The following is a 24,349-nucleotide window of genomic DNA, read 5'->3' on the forward strand; positions in this document are numbered from 1 at the left end:
TCTGGTGTTTCTGGTTGAATAATATGTTTATAAAATGATTATAGCTTAATGGTCTTGTTGGGTTTGGGATGTTGTGTAACATACCACCCGCTACCACGTGTTGATGTATAGAATTTACCCGGTGTATAGTTGTCTATGGCAATATCGTTTATGCGATCGCTTTGACCATTGCCCAGATTAATTTTAGCCCAAGTTTTCCCAGCGTCTTGCGAAAGGTAGGTGCCAGCATTTTTTGTGCCGATGGAAACATTCCCTAGAGTAGATACCAAAATGGTATTTGGGTTATAATAGGCCGTTTCAATACGGTTAGTCCAAGGATAATCAAAAATACGTTTCCAGGTACGCAAATTATCATTGCTCACCCAAACCCCTCCGGCATTGGATTTACCTTTTTTGGTTCCTGCAGTAATGTAGGCCTTTCCGTCTCGGGAAAAATGAATATCGTTTATACCTTGGTTACCGGATATCTTTTCGGTAGATGAAACTTTTGTCCAAGATGCTCCGTTGTTAACAGATTTAAAAAGACCTCCGTTTTTATTCTGTACGGTAACATATAGGGTGTTGGGATCCTTTGGGGAGAACGCAATTTTTGTGGCGTCACGTGAAGTGGGTAAACCTGTATTGGCCTCTTGCCATGTTTTTCCTCCGTCGTGGCTTTTATGTACCCCAAATCCGGTTACGGAATTACCTACCCATTCCATATCAATAGAATTTTTAGGGACTACAAAGTACATGTTGTCCGGGTTTTCAGGGTCTATGATAAGGTGATTTTGATGTACGCTTTGGTCTCCACTATGTGCCTTTATCTCCCATTTTGGAATGGCAATACCATGTTCTTTCCATGTTTTTCCATTATCAACGGATTTTAATAATTTACCTTTTGCAGCCTGCCTAAAGAACAAGGCATAATGAATAAGCGTGTCCTTGGGATGTATGGCGTACCAGCTTAGTGATGTTTCATGGTCCAGAAAATTATGGGATTCTGCACCTTGGGCTCCAGGACGAACCTTAGGCCCTTCATCATTGGTTACCCACAAACTGTTTTCGCCCGCCATGCAGAATACCTTATTTTTTATATCCAGATGTTGGTAGAAACCATGTCCGGGCAAATTACTGTTTCCCGCTCCTACATAACTCTCCGTTCCGGGGGTGGTATACTTATCATCAATATCTACCCATGTTTCCCCTTTGTCATAGCTCATAAGCGATATTTTTGCCATTTGGGTGTGAAGCACGGTACCGTCTGCATTCCACCTGACAAAATTGGACCCTTTACGTTCATAGAAATCCCTATCTACCCAATCTTTTAGGTAACGAAGTGAGATGTTGGTTTCCATAGGGTTGCCTCTTTTTTTCCAATATGCATAGTCCTTAGAGGTAGTTTTCCAAGCTTTTCCGTTGCGCAGGGCAATGTGCCAATTTTTGCCTCCGTCTTTACTGCGCCAAATCTGACCGGGTTTAAAGTTGTTCCGGGAAGCATTGGAATATTCATTGTTGAGGTAAATATTATCTGCATCATTCGGGTCTACCGCAATGGTGTTGAAACGAATGGTAATGGCCGAAGGCATTTGAGGGTACTTCTCCCTGAATTCGCTGTCTTTCATATCAAAAACATAAGCGGCACAGTGTACATAGCTCTTTTTGATATCTGCATTCTTTTGAAATTGCCGCATATCCAAAGGCAAATTACCTTCAAGTTTCTCCCAACTTTCGCCACGGTCAACACTCTTGAAAATTCCACCTTTATCATTGGTCAATGTTTTACCATCTGTTTTCCACATGGGGTTACAGATAACGTAAAGGGTCAGCACATCATTTTTTTCATTGTAGTGATGGCTCATGGCCCGCATTACATCATAATCAAAACCCTTGTTTTTTTTGGCCCAGGTGTTTCCTGCATCCGTACTTTTATAAAAACCATAATTGGTACTGGCGTAGATAATGTTAGAGTCTTTTGGGTCTACCAATAAGGTTTCAAATTGGGTTTTTGGGTGTAGCCCTTTGTTCAATACTACCCAGTTTTTGCCTTTGTCCGTACTTTTCCAAAGTTTGTTTAAACTTGGTTCGTGTTCTTTGGACCCATGGGGTTTGCTATTGGGGAACAACATTCTACCTAAATGTCTCATTTCACCACCGCCGGCGTACCAAATATTGTCGTCCTTGGGGTCTACGGTAACACAGGAAACGTATTTGCCTTGAAAAGCGGGATGATTTAAATTTTTCCAAGACCGGCCTTGGTCGTTGGTAATAAAAATCCCTTTATTTTTGTCATCGCTACAAAAACCAAAGTCCGGGTTTTGGCGTGAGAAATCTACACTAAAAAGTTGCATAGGGCCTCGTTGTCCTTCCCTGTAACCGGATTCATCACCATTCAACATGGTATTGTACGTTTTTCCCTTGTCAAAAGAAACATAAGAATTGCCCATGTTAGGACTTATATAAAGTGCATTTGGGTCTATAGGGTGCCAAAAAGCACATTTGTTGTTGCCACTCATTCCCGGACCAAATTGTTGCCAGACCACGGCAGGATCGGATGTTACTGTTTCCGTTTTTAGGCGTTTGAAAAAAGTAGCTCCTTTTTCCGGTGTTTGTGCATATATAGACATTCCTAGGAAAAGGAAGGAGAGAGGCACTATCTTACATAAGGAGTTTTTGCTCATATCACTTTGGTTTTGAAAACGGAAGTCTATTTATTTCATCAAGTTGATGTACAGGGTATTTTGGTCTAGAATACTTTTGTTATCACCATTTATAGGGGCAATGTTGGCCGTTAGCTTATAAGGTGCTTCGGTAGATAGTTTACCTTCTGTGTGGACCACAGCCGTAATATTGGCATATCCAGCGTAAGCGATAAACTTGGATTCCGCTACTTTTTCGCCATCGTTATCAAACAATTTTAGTTCTATTTCACGGTCTTGATTAGCTTTATAGGTAAGGGGTATCTCTATAGAAGTAGATTGTTTTTGGGCAATAATGGGGCTATCAAATGATATGTTTTCGTTGTAAAGTTTTAGGTTGTTTCTTTCTTGGGAGTTGGAATCATTGGCATCTACTAGTTTATAGGCTCTGACCCAATCATAGTACACTGCGTTTTTGCTTGGGTCGTTCAATTCTTGGGCAGTGGGAATTTCTATCCACGGAAAAGGGTAGGTTTCACTCACTAAACGCATGTACATAGGTTGATCAAAAGGCTTATCTTTTACCTTGTCATAAAACTTCTGGTGTTTGGGTGCCCGGTCATTGTAGTAGTAGCTGGCCGTACTTTCATTTTGCCACCAGCCCCCGTAGATATTAAAATCTTGGGAGGTAAGTCTTTCATCTTCAAATTTTACTTGCGGGGCTCGGTAGTCATGTTTTTCACCATCACAGTCCGTATACCAGAAATGTGAATTGGAGTGCATACCACTGGCAAAGTAACTTCCATTAAAATCACCTTCACGACCAATAGATTCATGAATATCCCACTCCAAACCGTATTTGTCACAATCGTTAGGTCCTTTAAAATTGTTGCTGCTAGAAAACCAGAATGTTGTGGACATGGTAGTAGCTGCGGCCTTTACGCGGCATTCATAATACCCGAATTTTGTAGATTTTTTTGAAACCACAGCGGCCCCACCAACATTAAAAGTTATATCTCTACCGTAGGCATGAACTATAGTATCCTTCTCAAGCTTTTTACTCGTCATTTTAAGAAAACCGTCTCCTACGGAAACCTGTGAGGCCATAAAAAGACCGGGTGGCCTACCTATCCAAGTAGGGTGGTGGTCATACCATTTTGTGGTGTCCAACTCTGTACCATTAAATTCATCTGAAAAATCCGGATTTAAAACCCAGCGTTTGCCCATAGGAGGTTTTGGTGGTCCTTGGCGAGTTTCTTCTTTGGTTTTGGGTATTTCTTGAGCAAATAAACTGCCGCTTACAAGTAAAAAAAATGCAATGGTCTGTTTAAAAATCATTTTATTTCGTTTGTGTTATTTTTTAAGAGTGAAAGCTAGATGCTCACCCTTATTTTGATTTTTTTAGTGGTTCAATTTTTCCTATGCCGTTTTCAGGAGCGTCATGGGCTGTTTCATGCAAATTAAACTGGGGAATGGTTTGCAATAGTTGGTCACGTTCCGCTCTATGGGCTGGTGAGACTTGGCTCCAATCCTTGATTTTAGGAAAGCTAATAAGGTCATTTGGTGTTTTGCTTACGTCGTACCACACATCGTTGCCATCTTTTAGTACAAGATTTCCTCTTACTATTTGGGTTTCTTTGTGATAGCCATATATCCAATCTCTATGCGTTGGTTTATCCGTAGTCAAGAAAGGCATTAAACTTTCGCCATTAATTTCATAACTATCGGGAATTTCTACATTGGCAATATCTGCAATGGTAGGAAGCATGTCTGACATGTTTACGAGTACATCCTGCATCCCTTTTTTGGTAAGCTTCATGCCCGGAGCGTAAATGATAAACGGCACGTGGGTACCTTTTTGCGAAATTGGACTGGATTTTCCATAACCACTGGTGCCATTATCCGCACAGAAGATAAAAATGGTGTTGTTCTCAATACCAAGTTCCTTTAACTTGTTCATATATTGCCATACCTGATAATCTAAATAGTTTATATGATGGTGAATACCGCTATCTGTAACCGTGGCATGGGTGTTATAAATTCCATTGTCGCCGGTAACGTTAGGTGGTGTGCGTGAATATGCCTTTCCGTTCCAAGAAATTTTTGGGGTTCCGGGCCATTTGTTTCCGGAGTCAGGGTTCAGGAAGTCCCAAGCGTCATGACCTAAGTGACTGGTATGGTACACAAAGAAAGGTTCTTTTTCTTCTAGCTTCCTTTCCATGAAATCAAAAATAAAATCCAGTTCTACATCTGGGCCAAAAGTGTTCAATCCAAATTCTTTCTTTGAATTTTTAGTGTTGGGCCACCAAACCAATTTTTTGTTGGTACCCGGATAGTTCATAAGTTGAACATGGGGTTTCCAATACCAACCGGACTGTACGTAGCTTTTTTTGTGGATTTCTTTATTGGTATCGGCATTAAAAATCTTCTTCTTTCCGTTTATTTTTCTAGTTTCCAAACGGAAGTCCGTGGTGTGTATAGCTTTGTTATAAGAACCTTCACCAGGGGTAAAACACCCTTCATCAAACTGAAATCCTTCTATATCCATTTGTGTTTTTCCGGCCCAAAAGGTAGCATAACCACCCGCTTTGGCCACATGGGCAATTGAGTGGGGCGAACTGTCATATAGGTTCCAAACGCCTTTGCCGTTTGGAGCCTTACCTTTATCGCTATTATGCCACCATTTATGCAAATGCGCGTATCTGCCTGTCATCATCATGGCTCTACTTGGTCCGCAAACTGTGGCTGCCCAAGCGGTCTTTACGTATAAACCTTCTTCCGCTAGTTGATTCAATACGGGCGTCTTGGCCCTGTATTGCATGTCCGAACTGTTACCTCCCTTTGGTGGACTCCAAACTGTAGAACCGTAAATGGGAAGTTCCCGAGCGCTAATATCATCGGCATATAAAAGAATGATATTGGGTTTGTCCTGAGCTACTCCTAAAGCGGACATCATTAGGCACCCTAGCACAACCCATAAGATTTTATGATTTATAATTTTCATGCTCAGTTTTGAATTTGTTCTTAAGTGTTCCGGATTTAATAAAATTCCCAAAATCCGTATTTCTCTCCTTCAATATTTTCTTTAGTATCACCCAATTCTTTCGCTTTTTCTTTCATTTCCTTGCGCATGGTCTTTACTTGATCGGCATATTGGGGAAAGAAGGAAAGATCATACACCTCCCAAGGGTCGTTTTTTATATTGAACAATTGGGTAACACGGGATCCTTTTACGGTTTCCCCGCTCTTTTTATCATAATTGTTGGCACGTACGTATTCAATGAGTTTATAATCCCCTTTTCTATAGGCTCTTTGGAATTGCCTGTAAGCGTGGTAAGTGTAATCCCTAACGCTGCTCTTTTCTTTATTGATAACCGGTAATAGACTTTTACCGGTAACAGAACTAGGTGCATCAACACCAATGAAATCCAGTATCGTTGGGAAAATATCAAAATTATAAGCTAACGCCTCTCTTTTACTGCCCTTGTCTTTTATGAGATTGCCCGAAAAAACAAATGGAATATGAACCCCGTCTTCATCATATATATTCTGTTTTCCCATTAAACCATGATTGCCAACTGCCAGACCACTATCTCCAGCAAAAACGATTAACGTATTTTCATAAGCGCCGCTTTCTTTTAGTGACGCAATGACTTTACCTATTTGAGCATCTAAATGCGTAATAATAGCGTAGTAATCAGAAAGTTGTTCTTTGGCCACTTCGGGTGTTCGGGGCCATACGGCCAATTCTTCATCCCTTAAAAACATATGTCCATTATCAAAAGGATGTTGTTCCATATAGGATGGGGGAAGGATAATATCCTCAATGGGGTACATGTCTTTATATTTCTGTGGCGCCTGTCTTGGGTCATGAGGTGCATGAAACGCTAAATACATGAAGAAAGGGTTCTTCTTTTTGTAATCCTTAATATACTCCGAAGCACTTTCTGCATAGATTTCGGACGTATGTGGACCATCTTTTTCTGTGGCAGAAGGGCCTCTTTTATCTTCTTTGGTTACCGATCTACGAACCACTTTTCCGTCCTTGTCATACACTAATATATACCCGTCTTCCTTTTTATAATCACCATCTTTTTTCCAGTCCCAGGAAGGCATACGAAAGTGATCTACCAAATAAATACCTCTGGACATTATACGGTCTCCTGAATCAAAAGAGCGAGCCAAAGCATTATTGTCTTGGTGCCATTTGCCCACAATATGGGTGTTGTAGTTTTGGGCCTGTAAGGCTTCGCCTATGGTTTTGTGTTCGGGTGGAATAGTGTGTCCTTGTCCTTGTAATTCAAATACATTTCTGCCTGTTAATAACATGGCCCTACTTGGAACGCAAGTAGCACCGGAAAAAGCACCCATCAAATATCCATTGGAAAATGAAATGCCATCAGCAACCAAAGCGTCCATATTTGGTGTTTCTACCTGCATGCCACCCAAAGCATGTACCCCGGAAAAGCGGTGATCATCTGTGTAAATAACGAGTACATTGGGCCGGTCTTTCTTTTTGGTTTTGCTTTTTTGAGCGCTTGCGGGAAGACCTAACAGTATACAGAAAGCGATTAAAATGTAATGGGAAAATCGATTTCTAAAATTCATAATGTTATTCTGATTTATTTGAATGGGTATCCACTAAAATTTGAGATTCTCTCTTATCGTCACCGTTCAAGGAAAACACAATACCGTCCGTATGTAAGCTATCTATGTGCCTTCCATAAATCCCATAGGCCGGAAGAACATTAAAAAAGCTGAACTCAGGATAGCGGTCTATATCTTCTTCAACCTTGGCGGTAGTGTGCTGTGCAGTTCCTCCTCCAGGAAGCTCCAGTTTTATATTTTCTAAAGTTATTTTACCCACTTTATGATTTGGGGTTCCCGTAATTAATATGCCTGAAGGCGGATTTACCCTAGAACTATCCAGGGCTCGTGCACTGCCTTTTACATTTTTGATGAGTACATCGGTAATAGAACCAACCTCTTGTTTTTCGGCATTGCGGTAGGTGCGGAGACGTTCCCCTAGGCGAATGAAAATAGGCATATCTACTCGATACATCTGAATACCGTCTATAGTTACATCGTGAATGTTGGCCCCGTCTACACTTAAGATCTTTATACCGCCACCTTTGGTATCATAAATCTGGCAGTTTTTAATATCAATATTGTACATATCACCCATAGACTCCGTGCCGAACTTGATCGAACCCCAGTCGCTTCTGAGCTTACAATCGCTAACTTGTACGTTATAGGTAGGTTTTGGACTCGTAGTTTTAATGCAAATGGCATCATCTCCTGTGTTGATGTCGCAATTTTTAATAACTGCATCGTAGCTGGAATCCAAATCAATTCCATCATTGTTCTTGTGGGCGTGACTGTAAATAGAAACGTTCTCCACCAAAATATCATTGGATTGATAGAAATGACACGTCCATGCGGCCGGCTGTCGTAAATGAATATCCTGCACCCTTATCTGAGAAGAGTTTACGAACCGCAGAAGAAAAGGTCTATTTGTACCAAAACCTTTAGTTTCAGTAATGTTCAATTCCTTAATTTTCGCCTTTATATTTTTCGATAGAAAAGCTTCTCCGTTCCCATCAATAGTTCCTTTTCCGGTTACGGCAATGTTTTTGGCGTTTTTTGCACCAATAAGACAATTACCACGTTGTTGCCCAGTGGCATCTTGAAACGTATCAATACTTTGATAATCCAACGGATTTGAACTTCCGATCAATTTTGCATCTTCAGCTACATGCAGGGTCACGTTGTCCTTTAAAAGAAGCGTACCTGAAACGTAATCGCCCCCTTCTATAGTTACCGTACCTCCACCAGCAAGATTACAGGCATCTATAGCCTCCTGAATGTTTTTGGTATTTATGGTTTTGCCATCTCCTATGGCGCCATAATCAACAACGTTGTAACGGTCTGATTTTGAAGAGCAACTTACCAACAGAATAAAGGTAATTAAGAGGCTTGTATAATGTAGTTTGGCTTTCATTTTAGTTACTTTGGATTTGGTCTTTTGTGATGATTTTCCGGTTTAGGAAAACCCTGTTTATTTGACTGTTTGTCACGTTTTTAAGAACAACAGGTGCCCTTTTGTCCTCATTTATAATCTTAATACTGAAATTATCCACCACCAAGCCATTAATGTGTCTTGCATAAAGTCCGGAAGCGGGTAGGGTACCTACTAAACTGAATTCTGGCCACCAGCCCTTAAGCACTTCTTGAGTGTATTCTTTTATCTCTGTTTTCTGGGCGTCTTCAGCCGTTCCTCCACCAGAAACTACAAATTGAACATTCTTAATGGTTACGTCTTCAATTTGATGCCCTGGAAACCCGGTTAAAAAGAAGGCTGAGTTTTTATCAAGCTTGGAATTGTCTACCACAATATTGCTAAAGCTAAAGTTGTGCATGCTTTTTAGTGGTTCTAACTGTCCTTTAGGCGTATCTACGGAAGCAATTTGTTGTGCGAATGTCATGAAAATAGGACGAGGTACGTTTTCCATTACCAAGTTACTGAAGACCATGTTCTTCATTTCGCCACCTTCACATTGCTGAATCTTAAGTCCCGAATCTTGAATATCCTTAAAAGTACAGTTGGTAACGGTAACCGATTCAATATTTCCACGGGATAAGAGGCCAATACGCATTCCGCCCCATTTGGTGCTAAAGTGGCAATTACTTACCGTTATGTTCTTGCACGGTTTGTCCGGTCTTGAGGCTTGCAGGCAAATACTATCGTCACTATTATCAAAATTACTATTGTTTACGCGCACATTTGTGCATCCGTCAAAATCCAACCCATCTCCGTTATTATTTACGCGACTTATGATGTTAATCCCGCTTACAGAGATATTATCACAATAGAGCCAAGCTGAAGTCCATGCCGCAGGATTGATCAAGGTAATATCATTAAGATGGATGTCCTTTACGTTCACAAACCTGATCATCATTGGCCTACCACCTTTTTGCTTCGTGAAATTTTCTTTGTGCCCGTTTCCGTCAATAGTGCCATAACCTTCAATGGCAATGGAACGTGCATCTTTGGCAAAAATCAAGCAACGGTCCATATGCGGTTCGTTCTTGTACATATTTTTATGGGTATCAGTAGCATAATCCTCATAATTAGGGCTGCCAAGAAGCGTTGCTCCATTTTCAACATGAAGGGTAACAAAATCCTTTAGGTAAATGGTACCCGTTACAACGGTTTTTCCTGCAGGAATCAAAACCCTTCCACCTCCATTTTTGGTGCAAGCATCTATAGCACTTTGTACAGCCTTTGTATCTAGTGTAATACCGTCTGCTTTAGCGCCATAATCCAGCACATTAAAATCTGTAGCCATTGCTTGTGTGACAAATAACAGGCAAAAGGCACAACAGAGTAATTGTGATATTTTCATTTGATTATTTTGATATGATTATGGTTTTAGAAGTTTCCAATCCGTTAGAAGTAGCTGAAACTGTTATGTTGCCAGCGGCTTCGGTAGATTTTATTATTAAAAGACATTTTCCGTTAAACGCTTTTATTTTAGTGTCTTGAAACGATTCTAGTGATGCCGAGTTTCCATTGCCCACTGCAGCAAGGATTCCGGGGCCTTCTACAGTAAACTGTACTTGGTTGTCCGCTAAAGGAACAAGGTTTCCATCAGCATCCGTAATATCAACTTCAATAAAAGAAAGGTCTTTTTCGTCTGCAGTTATTTCTGTACGGTCTGCCGTTAAGCGTATTTTAGATGCTTTTTTAGCAGTATTGATTATCTTTTCGGCTACCGCTTTTCCATCTTTATAACCAATTACTCGTAAGCTTCCCGGTTGGAAAGGAACCTTCCAGCTTAATCTATATTTTGAAGTGTACATACCTTTTTCAAACCCACGGAATTCAGCCGGAATATCAGTGGTATCAACTCCTTTTACCTTTCTGCCCAAAGATTTTCCGTTTACGATCAATTCTACTTCATCACAATTGGTATAGGCAAATACGGGAATTTCTTCTCCTTCTTTTTCTTCCCAATTCCAGTGTGGCAATACATGAACCATAGGCTCTGTAGTCCACTGGCTTTGGTAGAGGTAATATCTGTCTTTTGGAAATCCGCATAAATCTACGGGAGCAAAATAGGAGGCGTGTACAGGCCAATCTGCGTTCCAATATCCATCTGTAGAATTATCGCGCCCACCGTAAGGCGTAGGTTCACCAAGATAGTCAAAGCCTGTCCACATAAATTCACCTAAAAAGGTAGGGTTTTCTGCCTGAACATCAAACTCAACATCGGGAGGGTAGGCCCATGGTGGACCAACCGTTACATCATAACTAGAGACTTGGTGTGTTTCTTTTTGGTGTTCATAGGTAATAGGTAAGTGGTACGAACCTCGGCTACTGGTCTGCGATGAGGTTTCGGAACCGTAAACGATCATATCCGGATTTTCCCGTATAACTTCGACATAATCAAAAGGCTTATAGTTTAGGCCTACAATATCTATCTGGTACGCTAATTTATTTTTGAACGCTCCCGGGTAGTTGTTAAAACCTGCTGTAGTTGGTCTGGTGTGATCTTCATCGTGACAGATATCGCTCAACATTTTAGCCACTTTCCAACCGTCCTTTTCACGTTGTTCAATAATTTCGTTACCTATACTCCACATAACTACGGAAGGGTGGTTACGGTCTCTTTTGATCATATCCCTTAAATCACGCTCGTGCCATTCGTCAAAAAACTTATTATAGCCGTTAATGACTTTTGGAATTTTCCACTCGTCAAAAGCTTCGTCAAGGACAACAATACCCAGTTTATCACATATCTCGAGCATTTCTGGCGATGGTGGATTGTGGCTCGTACGCAAGGCATTTACGCCCATACTTTGCATAATTTGCATTTGGCGCTCCGTAGCTCTGTAATTTACCGCTGCACCCAAAGGCCCAAGGTCATGGTGCATGCATACGCCATTGAATTCCACAGGTTTTTCATTCAATAGAAATCCTTTTTTAGCATCAAAAGAAATACTTCTTATCCCTAAAGTACTATGGTACTCATCTATAACCGTATTCGCTTTTTTTACTTGAGTGACAACATCATATAAAAAAGGGTTCTCAATTCCCCATCGGTTGGGGTTGTTCACTACTATTTCATCTATAACAACTTTCGTCGAAGATTTTTCTAGCTTGATTTTTTGACTACTTGAGGCTACCACGTTATTTAGCCCGTCAATTATTTTTGTTTCTAAAGTAACCGAAGCTTTTTTACCATTGGCATTCTTTACCGTGGTTTCAATTTTTACAGTCGCCTTTTCATTAGACACTTCTGGGGTTGTAATATAGGTGCCCCAAAGTGGAATGTGGACCGGGTTATTTATTTTTAAATAAGTGTTTCTATAGATACCTGCTCCGGAGTACCAGCGGGATGCTAAATCTTCCGGGGCAACCCTTACGGCAATGACGTTATCCTCCCCAAACTTAATGTAAGGGGTTAAATCCAATTCAAAACCCATATAACCAAAAGGGCGCTCGCCAATATAGGTTCCGTTTATATAGACTTTACTATTGTTCATGACACCATCAAACAAGACAGCTATTTGCTGAGCCGCATATTTTTTGTCTATGGTAAAATGTTTGCGGTACCATGCCGTACCATGTACGGGTAAACCTCCTGTACGAGCATTGTATTTTTTGTCAAAAGGACCTTCAATGGCCCAATCATGGGGCAAATTAAGTTTACGCCACTGCGCATCTTTAAATGTAGATTTTTCCGCTCCGGAGGGGTCTCCCTTTTGAAAAAGCCAGTTGCTATTAAAAGAAACATCGCCATTTGTGGCATGGGGACTTAATTGGCCAAAGGAGAAACAGAATTGTAATAAAAGGGTAAATAGTAAGCTTGTTCTCAACATCATTTTCACGTTAATATTTTATTGTGGTGAAAGTCGAAAATAATTTCTAGGGAAAAGACCACGGACTGATGAAAAAATAGAACAGATGGTTTTTTTGGTTAGGGTTTGCTGGGCGCGTCTACATGTTAAGACATTACAGTACAACTTCCAAGATTTTTAGAAGATTGGGTGTTGTCAATATATTGTCAAGTTTTTTGCGGGCCTTAAACCTAATATGAGCTTGTAAATTCTCTAAGTTGACTTTAGTGAAATGTTCATTTGTTGTACCCTTTAGCACATTCGTGGCTCGGGGATGAGCGATAAAATTAGAATTTAGCTACCTCAAATAGGGCGAAACAAAATGGTATCGTCAATAACAACCAGATTATGAATTTAAAACACCTAGCGGCACTTTCAGTCACCATTGTCTGTATTGCTTCCTGTGGCAGTTCGGACAAAAAAAATCAAAATGATACGGCGCAGCTCAGTACTACCGATACCGTTAAAGTCTTTCAGCCTAATTGGGAGTCTATCAAGAAAAATTATAAAGACCCAAAATGGTTCAGCGATGATAAATTCGGGATTTTTATCCATTGGGGCGCCTATACGGTTCCTGCTTTTGGTTCCGAATGGTACCCAAGACGGATGTATATGGATACCGCAACTTTTTCCGCGACCCTAAAACCAGGAAAGAAAGGGCCTAATGCAGCATATACACACCATAAAAAGACGTGGGGAGACCAAAAAGAATTTGGCTACAAAGATTTTATCCCCATGTTCAAGGCTGAAAAATTTGATGCTAAGGAATGGATAGACCTTTTCAAAAAATCAGGTGCTAGATATGTAGTTCCGGTAGCGGATCACCATGATGGTTTTGCTATGTACAAGTCAAATACAACCCGTTGGAACTCATTTGATATGGGCCCGAAAAGGGATGTTTTAGGTGAACTTTTTAAAGAAGGCCGCGAACAGGGTTTGAAAATGGGCGCTTCTTCCCACTTTGCCTTTAACTGGTCTTTTTATAATAAGAAGGATAAGTTTGATACGGTTGACCCGGAGTATGCCGATTTATACTCTAGCAAAGGAAAAGATTTAAAAGAACCGGTTTCCGAAAAATTTAAGGAGCGCTGGTGGAATAGAACAATTGATTTGGTAGATACGTACCAACCTGATATCCTTTATTTTGATTTCTATGTAGATATTGATGATTTTGCGGACTTAAGGCCTAAATTGGCAGCTTACTATTACAATAAAGGTCGTGAGTGGGGAAAAGAAGTTTTGATCAATGACAAGAATTTTGGTCATGAAGCCTTTCCGGAAGGCACGGTTATCTATGATTTGGAAAGAGGGAAACTTCCAGGTATTAGAAAACTGCCTTGGCAGACCGATACTTCAATAGGTAAAAATTCTTGGTCACATGTTACGAATTGGGATTCTAAAACGCCTAACCAACTGATAGACGATTTAGTGGATATTGTTTCTAAAAACGGAAACTTATTGTTGAACGTTGGCCCTAAAGCAGATGGTACTATTCCTGATGACCAAAAAGAGATTCTATTACAAATTGGTGATTGGCTTGCTGTTAACGGTGCTGCTATCTATGATACCAGATATTGGAAAACTTTTGGAGAAGGTCCAACAGAGGTTAAAAAGGGACATCATTCCGAAGGGAAAAACAAAGAGTTTACGGGTCAAGACATTAGGTTTACCCAAAAAGGGGATAAGTTGTACGCCATTATGTTGGCTTGGCCAAAGAACGGTAAGATTGATATAGAGTCTTTAGGAAGTGCAAATACCTACGCCGAAGGTTTGGATATCAAAGCGGTGAAGCTATTGGGTAGTGATGCTAAAATAGATTTTGAGCAAACTAAGGAAGCACTTACCATTAAGGATTTAGGTAAAAAATCGGGTGAATATGCCCACGTGTTAGAGATATCTATTTAAGATTAAGCTTTACTTTAAGATTGTTTTTTTTGTGTTAGTTTTGAGTGCATCGATTGTTCATAGTCGATGCACTTTTTTTATGCCTCTAAGTGCTTTCTTATAGGTTAAGGAGTATTGCTTTTTAGTAGTTTACCTTTGATCGGTAGCCATAAAAAAAGGCCCGTTCATTGTAATGAACGGGCCAACTTTGCTTAGTACAAAGTGAATTTAAAATTTATTTTTCAGATCTGTAGTTCTTTAGTACAGCACTAATATCTAGAGGGTCTTCCATATCTTTTTGTAATTGCATTAACTCGGAAAACATAGTATCTACTTTCTCTTTGAATTCAGGCTTGCCTGCCAAATCGTTCATTTCTTCTGGATCAGCTGTTAAGTCGTAAAGCAATACAACGTCCATTTTAGGATATACGATCAGTTTATAGCCATCTTTACGTATCATACGCTGTAAGTCTATGTAACCATTATAGATAGCATCATAATGACTTTCTTTACGTTCTCCGTCTACAAGGTCTAAAACACTGTTAAAGAATACATATTCGGGTTTTTCAATGCTGGCCAATTCTAAGCTTGTTGCCATGGCATCTTGTAAATAGATATCAGCATCAACTTTTTGGTTTTCAGGAATTTTAGGCCCAACGATCATAAACGGAGCACGAACGCTATGGTCAAACTGACTTTGCTTTCCAAGAAGGCCGTGTTTGCCCATTGCCAAACCGTGATCCGCCGTAAAAATGATATAGGTGTTATCCATTTTACCAGTTTTCTCTAATCCATCTAGAATCTGCCCTATTTGAAAATCCAAATGAGAAATAAGCGCATAATACTCTTGGGTATGTTTTTTTACGGCATATTCAGTTCTGGGAAAAGGAGCTAGTGCTTCATCTCTGAGACTTGGGCCATTGCCCATTCCATCTTTATAAGGGTAGAGGGGAAGAAAACTTTTAGGAACGCTTATGTTTTCTATAGGGTATAGGTCTACAAACTCTTGTGGTGCCTGCCTAGGGTCATGTGGGGCGTTAAAGGCCAGATACATGAAAAAGGGCTTCTCGCTCGTTTTGGTCTGGTCTATGAACCCAAGGGCATCATCTTTAAGTACTTCGCTCCAGTGTTTACCACCCTGCCAGAAACCACCGTACTTCATATCTGTAGGGGTCCAAAGTGTATCATTTTCATTTTGAGGTCTGTTATAACCTATAGGCATAATATCTTCCGGTTTTTTGCCTTCTTCTTTTAAGGTTTTGAATTTGGCACCGGTATTTTCCGTGGCCCATGCATCGCCTGGCATACCTGGGCGAACGTGAACTACATTTTGAAAAACGTTTTGGGCTTTGGCATCTACGTGCCATTTTCCTGTCATATAGGTGTCATATCCTGCGCCTTCCATGAGTTTACCCCAAGTTTTGTCAAACTCCTTACCGTTACTCCAATTTTCGCGGAACTCGTTTACTTCCCAAAGCTTACGTCCGGAAATGATCATGGCTCTAGATGCTGCGCATATGGCACCGTTCCAACCTCCCATGTTAAAGGCGTGGGTAAACGTAGTGCCCTTATGTACCAATTTATCTAGATTGGGAGTTTGAATTTCTTTGTTCCCTAATGCATTTATGGCCGAATAGGTCATATCATCGGCAAATATGAAAACTACGTTAGGTTTTGATGGTGTAACCTCTTTTTTCTCAGCTTTACAAGAGAACAGTAGCACTGAGATGAGGGCAAGTGTTAAATTTTTCAAAGGATTAAGTTTTAAAAATGATTTGTTTGTACTTCGTTTATTTGGTCAGGGTGAAAATAAGGATTGAATCTTATTAAAATTACATTGGCCGAATTCTTTAGGATGAATTTATAGTATTTACACGGATATTAGGACGCATCTGTAGCCTCATTTTTTTTATTGATTTGACGAACATACTCACTTGGTACCACTCCAAATTGCTTTTTAAAACATTTGGAGAAGTAGGAGGCCGTACTGAAACCTGTTTTGTACATAATTTCCTTTACGGAGAAGTTACTTTGGTCAAACAGCTGTACCGCACGCTTAAGACGAACGTTTCTGATGAATTCGCTGGAAGAAAGCCCGGTTATCTCTTTAAACTTAAGATACAGTGTACTGCGGCTAAGGCCCATTTCCTTCACGAGCATTTCAACATTAAAATCGGTATTCATCATGTGTTTTTCCACGATTTCAATAGCTTGGCTAAGAAATATTTCATCCATTGAGGTTACTACCACTTCACTGGGTTGTACCGTTATTTTGCGGTTAAAACGTTTTCTTAAATGTTCGCGCCGTTTTATGATATTGGATAGTTTTAGCTTGAGCAGTTCAAAATCAAAGGGTTTCCGTAAATATTCGTCCACTCCCAATTCCAAACTTTCCAGTTCGCTTTCCTGAGAGGATTTAGCGGTTAGGATGATAATGGGTATATGGCTGGTTTCCGGTTGGCTTTTCATGGTTCTAGAGAACTCAATACCATCCATTATGGGCATAACAATATCGCATATAACAATATTGGGCATTATTTTTTTAGCTATTTCCAGACCCTTTTTACCGTTTTCGGCTTGGTACACTGTGTAGAGCTTTCCTAAAACCTTGCTTATGAACGTTCTAATATCAGGGTTGTCATCTACCACTAATAAAACGGGAAGCTTGGAGCGTGTTTTGGAAATACCCTCGTCAATAAGGTCGTCGTTTAAACCAATGGCAAAAGATTCGGTTTCTGAAGACCTAACCAGAAAATCGTTGTCCGAGACATCTTTGCAGCTTATTTCCTCAATATTGGTATAGGCTTCCTTGTCTTTTGGCAGGCGAACAATAAACTTGGTGCCTTTATCCGGTTTGCTGTAGACTTCTATTGTTCCCTGATGTAATTCTACTAGGTTTTTGGTAAAAGAAAGGCCAATTCCTATGCCTTCCGGATTTATCTTGTCATTTTTTTCGCCATTTTTAACGGAGTTGAACCGTTCGAATATTTTTGAGATTTTAGACTTAGGGATACCTATACCGGAATCTTTAACCTGAATGACAATTTCCTTTCTTTCGGCCACTTCATCCTCCGAAATTTTTATTTTTATTTTCTGACCGGCTTCTGTAAACTTGAAAGCGTTTGAAAGCAGGTTGTTCATGATTTTTTCCAGTGCTTCGTGATCAAACCAAGTAATCAAAGTTTTACTTGTGGTTTCCAACTCAAAATCAATGGACTGTTTATGGGCCAAGAATTGAAAGGGCTCAGCAACTTCTTGTAAAAATGCAACAATATCACTATGCCTCATGACCAACCTCATTTTACCTTGGGTTATTTTTCTAAAATCCAGTAGCTGGGTAACCAACCTCATGAGGTAATTGGTGTTTTTTTGCATAAGACCAAGTTGTTCCTTTAACGATTTTTGATCTAATGAAACTAAATTGTTCTGAACATATTCCAAGGGTCCTTTAATAAGGGTTAAAGGCGTTCTGAACTCATGGGAAATATTGGTGAAGAACTCCAGTTTCATTCGGTGGAGTTCTGCCGAGCGTTCCCGTTCTACGGACTCCAGCTCTAATTGGTGCTTTTTAGAGGTACGGATAAAGGTATATCTCCAGAAAAGCCATAAAAGTCCTAGAACCATGAGGCCATAAACTATATAAGCTGTATTGGTAAGCCACCAAGGTGGAATAATATGAATTTTCAATAGGGTAGGTGTTGGATTCCAAATACCGTCATTATTAGAAGCTTTTACCTTAAAAATATAATCGCCCGGTTTTAGGTTGGTATAGGTTGCGTACCGTTTTTTTGCGGAGGTTTCTGTCCAATCTTTATCAAAACCTTTAAGTTTGTACGCGAATTTATTTTTTAAAGGTGCCGCATAATGTAGCGCGGCAAATTCAAACGAAAAGTTGTTATTACCGTAACTTAATTCTATTTCTTGGCTCTTACTTATATTCTTGTTAAGGATTACCTGACCGTTTACTTTTTCACCAATTTCTACTGATTTATTGGAAATAAGCAAATCTGTTATAACCGTTTTTGCCGGGTATTTATTTTCTTTTATCTCCTCTGGGTAGAACGCGTTAAAACCATTGATTCCTCCAAAAAGCATTTCGCCATCCGCCCTTTTTACACAGGCAAGTTCTTGAAATTCATTGTTTTGAAGGCCATCACTTGAATTGTAATTTATAAAGGTTTCCTTTTCTGTGTCAAAACGGGATAAACCCTTGTTGGTGGATAGCCACAAATTTTGTTTACTGTCCTCAAGAATACCCTTTATGACATTGTTGGGCAGGCCATCTTTTGTAGTATAGTGTTTAAAAGTAGGGGGCTGTTCATCCGTTCCAGGAATAAGTTTGTTGAGCCCTCCGCCAAAAGTGCCTATCCAAAGGTCTCCTGTACTACTTTCAAAAAGGGAAAGAATATAATTATGGCTTATAGAATTGGCTTGTTCAGACTTGTGTTTGTAAACTTTAAATTTTGGACGTTTTTTATAACGCTCTTTCTCGGTAAGCATACAAAGGCCGTCTCCGGTTGCGAACCAGATATTACCATTGCGGTCTTCAAGTATGTTCCGGATAATGTCACTAGATATAGCGTTGGATTTTCCGGGGTAATACCCAAAATTCTGCTTTCTAAAATGCCCTACGGTATCCGTTTTTATCCAGCGGTGTACCCCGGAATTATAGGTGCCTACCCATATATTTTCATTGCTATCCGCCAGTAAACTAAAAACCCCATACTTTAAATCGGTTTTGTATAAGTTGTCTTTGGAAAGATCACCTGGTTTAGTGAGGTCTAAAAAAAAGAGTCCCGGAAACCCCTCTGACCCGATCAGCAATGTTTTCTTGCCACCAATTAGCGTTTCATCAATAGCAAATATTTTTGATATGGAACCAAAATGTTTAAAGTGATTGTAGGAACCTTTGTCGTGTTCTTGTTCCAGCATATTTAGTCCACCGCCTTCCGTACCAATCCATAAAGTGCCGTTACTGTCCTCAAACATAGACCTGATTTTGTCATAACTCAGACTTTGGGGGTCAGAGGTGTTTCTAACATGTTGAAACTGCTTTCTCTTTGGGTCAAATGTATTGATGCCACCACCATTTGTGCCTATCCAAATAATACCGGTATTATCCATGAATAGGGATTTTACGATATTTTTGCTCAAACTTGTTGGGTCTTTAGAGTCGTACTCAAAACGTTTTAAAAATGTGGGTACGCTATCATCAGTGAAGTTTTCAAAGTAAGACAGGCCAATATCGGAACCCGCCCAGATATGGTTGTCCTGGTCTAATAAAATATTATTAAAGGCTCCTTGTCTAAATTGTTTAAAAGGTTGTTTGTCTGTATTTGTTTGGCAGTACAACCCTCTGGAAGTGGCTATAAAAAGACGGTCATTGGCGTCTTGGGTAATGTGCTTAATAGTAGTTTTGGGTAGGCCTATGTCTTCCGTAATATTATCAAAAAAATCTCTACCTCTATCATCCTTTTTGAGTTTGTACAATCCGTTTTTCCCCCCTACCAGAAGGCCTCCTTTGTGATCCTCGTGAATTGTACTAACGGATAATCCACTATACTTTGATATAGAGGAAGCTATTTCTGAATTAAAGTGTTCAAATTCTATTTCCTCTGATTGCGAGTTAAGGTCTAAACGGTCCAAACCATTTCGGGTACCTACCCATAAACGATTTTTACTATCTAGAAATACCTTGGTAATATGGTTGCTTGATAAACTTTTAGGGTTGTTTTTATCGTGTAGATATTGTGTGAATTTTCCAGTAGTAACATTAAAAAAATTAACGCCGCTCCCGGTTGTTCCAATCCACAGGTTACCTTCATCATCTGCAACAATGTCAAAAATCAAGTTACTGCTAATGCTATCAGGCCTATTGTTATCTAAGTTATAAACTGTAAACTCATAACCGTCATATTTATTAAGACCATCATGTGTACCGAACCACATGAAACCAAATTTGTCTTGGTAGATTGTATTGACATCGCTTTGCGATAGGCCATCTTTTGTTGATATGTGTTGAAATGCAATTTGTTTTTGACCAAAAGCACTGGTTACATAACAGAGCAAAAGGAGTACAAATACGCAGGTCGTTTTTATTTTATGTATTAATGTAATCATTCAATAAATTGAATTAGTAATTAGGGTCCGCTTCAATCAACTAAGATAACGGGTAATTTATCCATTTTTGACAGGTTATACCAAATCTAAAAATGAAGGAAAACGAGCATATGTAAAAGTCTGAATTTTACTTAGACCTTATCATCAATCTAAAAAAACCAACTTTCCAAAAGCTGTTCTTAATTAAGATAACAATTTAAGGTAAAACTAAGATTTGGTGTAGAGTATATGGTTTTGACCGTAAGCCATATGATTAATTTAACGTGTTTTCTGGCCAAATGTCGCAAGTTTTTAAAGAGACTTCCAAGATTCGTTTTTTTCTAATGTATGTGCTATAACCCTTTATATCCGATTATTTGGGTACAGTACAAAACCCCGGTATACACGGTCTTTTTGCTAACAAAATATTAACGTTTTAGGATTTTTCATAAAGAATCTGTAGAAGTGCAGGGTTCACTAATTAGACGTTTTTTGATTGTTTTTGCCGCTCCATTCTTTACTTCATAAAATATTGCTGATTAACCATATACGGCACAATGTTATTTGGTCATTAATCATATGATTCAAGGATCAAATCATCTGTGATTATCTCATTGAAATAAAAAAGGAACATTTGTTTAACTAAACTTTAACAATGAGAATGTATGAAAAACAAACTACTATTAATTAGAAAATCCAGGCATAAGCTCATGACGCTTATGTTGGGGTTGTGTCTTGGTTTTGCTCATGCCCAAGAGCAACCTGTTTCTGGAACGGTCTCGGCAGATGGCGCACCATTACCTGGGGTAAGTGTGGTGGTGAAAGGAACCCAAACGGGTGCCGTTACAGATTTTGACGGTCTGTATACTATTAACGCCAAACCTACGGATGTACTTGTCTTTAGTTATATAGGCTTTGCAACTAGGGAGATTGCCGTGAACGGTAAAAGCACGGTAAACGTTAGTTTAGAGGAAGACGCCTCTGAACTGGACGAGGTTATTGTGGTAGGGTACGGTACCCAACGAAAAAAAGAACTTACCGGCGCGGTAGTGCAGGTAAAATCAGAAGAATTGGCCAAAACAACTACCGCAGATATCGGTACGGCGCTACAAGGGCAGATTGCCGGTGTAAATATTACGGCCAGTTCAGGACAACCAGGTGAGGAAGCCAATATTCTTATTAGAGGTTTTAGCTCGCTTTTAGATGGGCAAAACGGTCCCCTTTACGTAGTTGATGGTATACCATATAATAGTGATCCACAATTAAGTATTAGCGAAATAGAATCTATAGATGTACTTAAGGATGCTGCTTCGGCATCAATCTATGGTACACGTGGTGCAGGTGGTGTTATCCTAATTACAACAAAACAAGGTAAGGTAGGTAAGATGGATATTCGTGTGAATTCCGAATACGGGGTACAGGATATTACCTCGGGAACGCCACTTATGTCTTCCTATCAAATTACGTATATGGAAATGCTTAGAGGGGCACTCTCAAGTGGTAAGGCGCAGGGAGGTGTAAATGCAGAAATTCATAGAAACCGATCTTGGTTTACGAATGATACGCAACTAGATGATTTAATTTTAAACGATTTGGCGCCTATTCAAAATCACTCGGTTAACGTGTCTGGTGGTAAAGCCGGTCTTACGTATAACTTTAATGCTAGTTTTTATGATCAAGCGGGTATTATGATCAATTCTGATTATAGCCGATTCAATATCAGGTCCAATACCCAATTTGTAAAAGGGAACTGGAAGATAGCAACAGGATTGACTTTTAAAAGAGACGAAAAAACATTGCCCAATTATGGCGTGTTCAACAAAATTCTGGAATATAAGCCATATCAACCGGATATAGAACTTGGTCAAACCGAATTAACCGATGTTACTGAAGATGATGTAGACGAACCGGGCGGAATAGGCCCCATTCAAAATTTGGGTGGTGTTGCCAGAAACCTTAATACCAAAGAGGTGAGGGATGGGACTAGTAACGGAGCCAACATTCAGATAGATTTTGATGCAACTCCATCATTAAAATTTACTGCTAGGGGCGGGGCCAATTTTTCTCATGAGAAAGGGGTGCGTATTATACCAAGGTTGGACGTTTTTAATACTGCCGGAGATTTAATACCACCTAATCCTTGGGATATTTCTTTGATTCAGACCGCTGTTACGGATAATAACAAGTTAACTTTTGAGGGGATGGTGAACTACCATAAAACGTTTGGAAAACATGATGTAAACGTTTTGTTGGTAAACTCTATGGAACGTACGGAAAATGAATACTTCCGGGCAGAGAAAAGAGATAATGCAGATGCTGCGGTTACTGTTTTTGATGGATATACAACAGGAGATTTGATTACTTCCGGCGGAAGGGACTATACAAGAACCCTCATTGGTTACTTGGGTAGGTTACAATATAACTATGATGGAAAGTATATTTTTAGTGGAAGTATAAGAAGGGACGGTTCGTCTCAATTTAGCCCACAGAACAGATGGGGATGGTTTCCTAGCGCCTCTTTTGGATGGAACGTTTCCGATGAAGCTTTTTGGGAACCTATTAAAGAAACGGTTAATTCGTTTAAGATCAGGGTTGGATATGGAACCACTGGTAACGATAGGTTTGCATCGTACAGTAATCAGGCTGTTGTTGATTTAGGGCAGGATTACGTGTTTGGGAGTGCAGATGTAGACCCTAGTTTAGATTCAACTACGGAGACACCCGCCTTGGGAACTACCCAAGAAAGGTATGCCAATGAAAATGTAAAATGGGAAACATCCAAAGAACGCAACTTAGGGGTTGATCTAGCCTTTTTTAATGGCAAGCTTACCTTTTCCAATGATGTCTACGTAAGTGAAAAGAAAGATTTGTTGTTCGGGGTTGTCAATCCTCCGTCAACCGGTGTTTTTGGCTCAAACAGAAGCAGTATTCTTAATATTGGTGATATGAGAAATACAGGTCATGAAATGGCGTTGAAATTCAATCACTACGGTAAAAAAGGATTTAGTTGGAACGTAGGTATTACTTATGCCAAAAACGTAAATATGGTTACCAAGACCAGTCCTAACAATCCTATTATATTCTTAGATAACAGTTATATCTCGCAAAGAGGCCCTCGGGAATTGGTAAGTGTTATTCGGGAAGGTTATGAGGCGGCCGCTTTCTTTTTACGGGAAACGGACGGTATCATAAAAACGGAAGAAGAACTAGAAGAATATCGTGAAATAGACCCAGCAGCCACTTTAGGCCAGTTAAGATATGTTGATCAACCAACCGTAGATACAGATGGAGACGGTGTTCCTGATGCAGGCGATGGTAAAATAGACCAAGATGATAAGGTGTACAAGGGCAGTGGTTCCGAAGACTTTAATATGGGCTTCAATTTTGGGGCTAACTATAAAGGTGTAGACTTCTCTATGAACTGGTACGGTTCACAAGGTGCTGAAGTAATGAACGGTAGTAAGGCCTATGCGTATCAATCGGGAACCCATGCAGATATTTATTATTCATGGACTACCACCAACCCCACATCGGATATTCCATATTATGACGGTTCTCCACGTACCAATTCCTATAGGGATGCTTCGGATTATTTCCTAGAGGATGGTTCTTTCATAAGGCTTAGGAATGTTAGCCTGGGGTATTCCATACCATCAAAACTAACGGATAAAATGAAGATTGCTAAGCTTAGAATTTACGTTCAGGCGCAAAACGCACTTACAATCACCAACTATTCCGGATTTGATCCTGAAGTGGGTAATAACGGTTTTAGTAGTAGGGGTATTGACCAAGGTACGTATCCGGTAACGTCACAGTACAAAGTGGGTCTACAATTACAATTCTAA

11 protein-coding genes are annotated in these 24,349 nt (G+C 39.8%); 2 read left to right on the top strand and 9 right to left on the bottom strand.

The window, feature by feature from the left end; all coding sequences use genetic code 11:
• Positions 1–38: 38 nt before the first annotated feature.
• Genes Q4597_RS10400 through galB form a run of 7 tightly spaced genes read right to left on the bottom strand, consistent with a single transcriptional unit; the run spans position 39 to position 12,506 of the window.
• The gene (locus Q4597_RS10400) at positions 39–2,660 is read right to left on the bottom strand and encodes a VPS10 domain-containing protein (protein WP_303406160.1); all 2,622 of its coding nucleotides are present in this window, start codon (positions 2,658–2,660) and stop codon (positions 39–41) included.
• Between the two features lie 30 nt (positions 2,661–2,690).
• A complete protein-coding gene (locus tag Q4597_RS10405) occupies positions 2,691–3,956 on the bottom strand; it encodes a family 16 glycosylhydrolase (RefSeq protein WP_303406161.1) in 1,266 nt (421 codons plus the stop codon).
• Positions 3,957–4,005: 49 nt separating this feature from the next.
• On the bottom strand, positions 4,006–5,622 hold the full coding sequence (locus Q4597_RS10410) for a sulfatase-like hydrolase/transferase (protein ID WP_303406162.1): 1,617 nt from the start codon (positions 5,620–5,622) through the stop codon (positions 4,006–4,008).
• 35 nt (positions 5,623–5,657) lie between these two features.
• Positions 5,658–7,226: a sulfatase-like hydrolase/transferase gene (locus Q4597_RS10415; RefSeq protein ID WP_303406163.1), complete on the bottom strand. Its 1,569-nt coding sequence runs from the start codon at positions 7,224–7,226 to the stop codon at positions 5,658–5,660.
• Positions 7,227–7,230: 4 nt separating this feature from the next.
• Complete coding sequence (locus Q4597_RS10420) at positions 7,231–8,619, bottom strand: glycoside hydrolase family 28 protein (protein WP_303406164.1); 1,389 nt, start codon at positions 8,617–8,619, stop codon at positions 7,231–7,233.
• A 1-nt stretch (position 8,620) separates the two neighbouring features.
• The gene (locus Q4597_RS10425) at positions 8,621–10,024 is read right to left on the bottom strand and encodes a glycoside hydrolase family 28 protein (RefSeq protein WP_303406165.1); all 1,404 of its coding nucleotides are present in this window, start codon (positions 10,022–10,024) and stop codon (positions 8,621–8,623) included.
• Positions 10,025–10,028: 4 nt separating this feature from the next.
• The gene (gene galB, locus Q4597_RS10430; RefSeq protein ID WP_303406166.1) at positions 10,029–12,506 is read right to left on the bottom strand and encodes a beta-galactosidase GalB; all 2,478 of its coding nucleotides are present in this window, start codon (positions 12,504–12,506) and stop codon (positions 10,029–10,031) included.
• Between the two features lie 363 nt (positions 12,507–12,869).
• Between galB and Q4597_RS10435 the strand changes: the two genes are divergently transcribed.
• Positions 12,870–14,426: an alpha-L-fucosidase gene (locus tag Q4597_RS10435; protein WP_303406167.1), complete on the top strand. Its 1,557-nt coding sequence runs from the start codon at positions 12,870–12,872 to the stop codon at positions 14,424–14,426.
• A gap of 214 nt (positions 14,427–14,640) precedes the next feature.
• On the opposite strand, the gene Q4597_RS10440 is transcribed toward Q4597_RS10435, so the two are convergent.
• Together Q4597_RS10440 and Q4597_RS10445 are read right to left on the bottom strand one after the other, a co-directional pair.
• Positions 14,641–16,158 carry a sulfatase-like hydrolase/transferase gene (locus Q4597_RS10440; RefSeq protein WP_303406168.1) on the bottom strand — a complete coding sequence of 506 codons (1,518 nt, stop codon included), beginning with the start codon at positions 16,156–16,158 and terminating at the stop codon, positions 14,641–14,643.
• Positions 16,159–16,286: 128 nt separating this feature from the next.
• Positions 16,287–20,525 (bottom strand): two-component regulator propeller domain-containing protein, encoded by a 4,239-nt coding sequence (locus Q4597_RS10445; RefSeq protein ID WP_303406169.1) that lies wholly within the window; start codon positions 20,523–20,525, stop codon positions 16,287–16,289.
• 644 nt (positions 20,526–21,169) lie between these two features.
• Here Q4597_RS10445 and Q4597_RS10450 point away from each other — a divergent pair.
• Complete coding sequence (locus tag Q4597_RS10450; RefSeq protein ID WP_215914169.1) at positions 21,170–24,349, top strand: TonB-dependent receptor; 3,180 nt, start codon at positions 21,170–21,172, stop codon at positions 24,347–24,349.

Origin of the sequence: Zobellia sp. 1_MG-2023 (genome assembly GCF_030549125.1) — a bacterium.
Classification (GTDB): Bacteria; Bacteroidota; Bacteroidia; order Flavobacteriales; family Flavobacteriaceae; genus Zobellia; species Zobellia russellii.

Coding starts and splice junctions, on each gene's coding strand:
- Q4597_RS10400 (WP_303406160.1), bottom strand. CDS start 2,660: ATGAGCAAAAACTCCTTATGTAAGATAGTGCCTCTCTCCTTCCTTTTC.
- Q4597_RS10405 (WP_303406161.1), bottom strand. CDS start 3,956: ATGATTTTTAAACAGACCATTGCATTTTTTTTACTTGTAAGCGGCAGT.
- Q4597_RS10410 (WP_303406162.1), bottom strand. CDS start 5,622: ATGAAAATTATAAATCATAAAATCTTATGGGTTGTGCTAGGGTGCCTA.
- Q4597_RS10415 (WP_303406163.1), bottom strand. CDS start 7,226: ATGAATTTTAGAAATCGATTTTCCCATTACATTTTAATCGCTTTCTGT.
- Q4597_RS10420 (WP_303406164.1), bottom strand. CDS start 8,619: ATGAAAGCCAAACTACATTATACAAGCCTCTTAATTACCTTTATTCTG.
- Q4597_RS10425 (WP_303406165.1), bottom strand. CDS start 10,024: ATGAAAATATCACAATTACTCTGTTGTGCCTTTTGCCTGTTATTTGTC.
- galB (WP_303406166.1), bottom strand. CDS start 12,506: ATGATGTTGAGAACAAGCTTACTATTTACCCTTTTATTACAATTCTGT.
- Q4597_RS10435 (WP_303406167.1), top strand. CDS start 12,870: ATGAATTTAAAACACCTAGCGGCACTTTCAGTCACCATTGTCTGTATT.
- Q4597_RS10445 (WP_303406169.1), bottom strand. CDS start 20,525: ATGATTACATTAATACATAAAATAAAAACGACCTGCGTATTTGTACTC.
- Q4597_RS10450 (WP_215914169.1), top strand. CDS start 21,170: ATGAAAAACAAACTACTATTAATTAGAAAATCCAGGCATAAGCTCATG.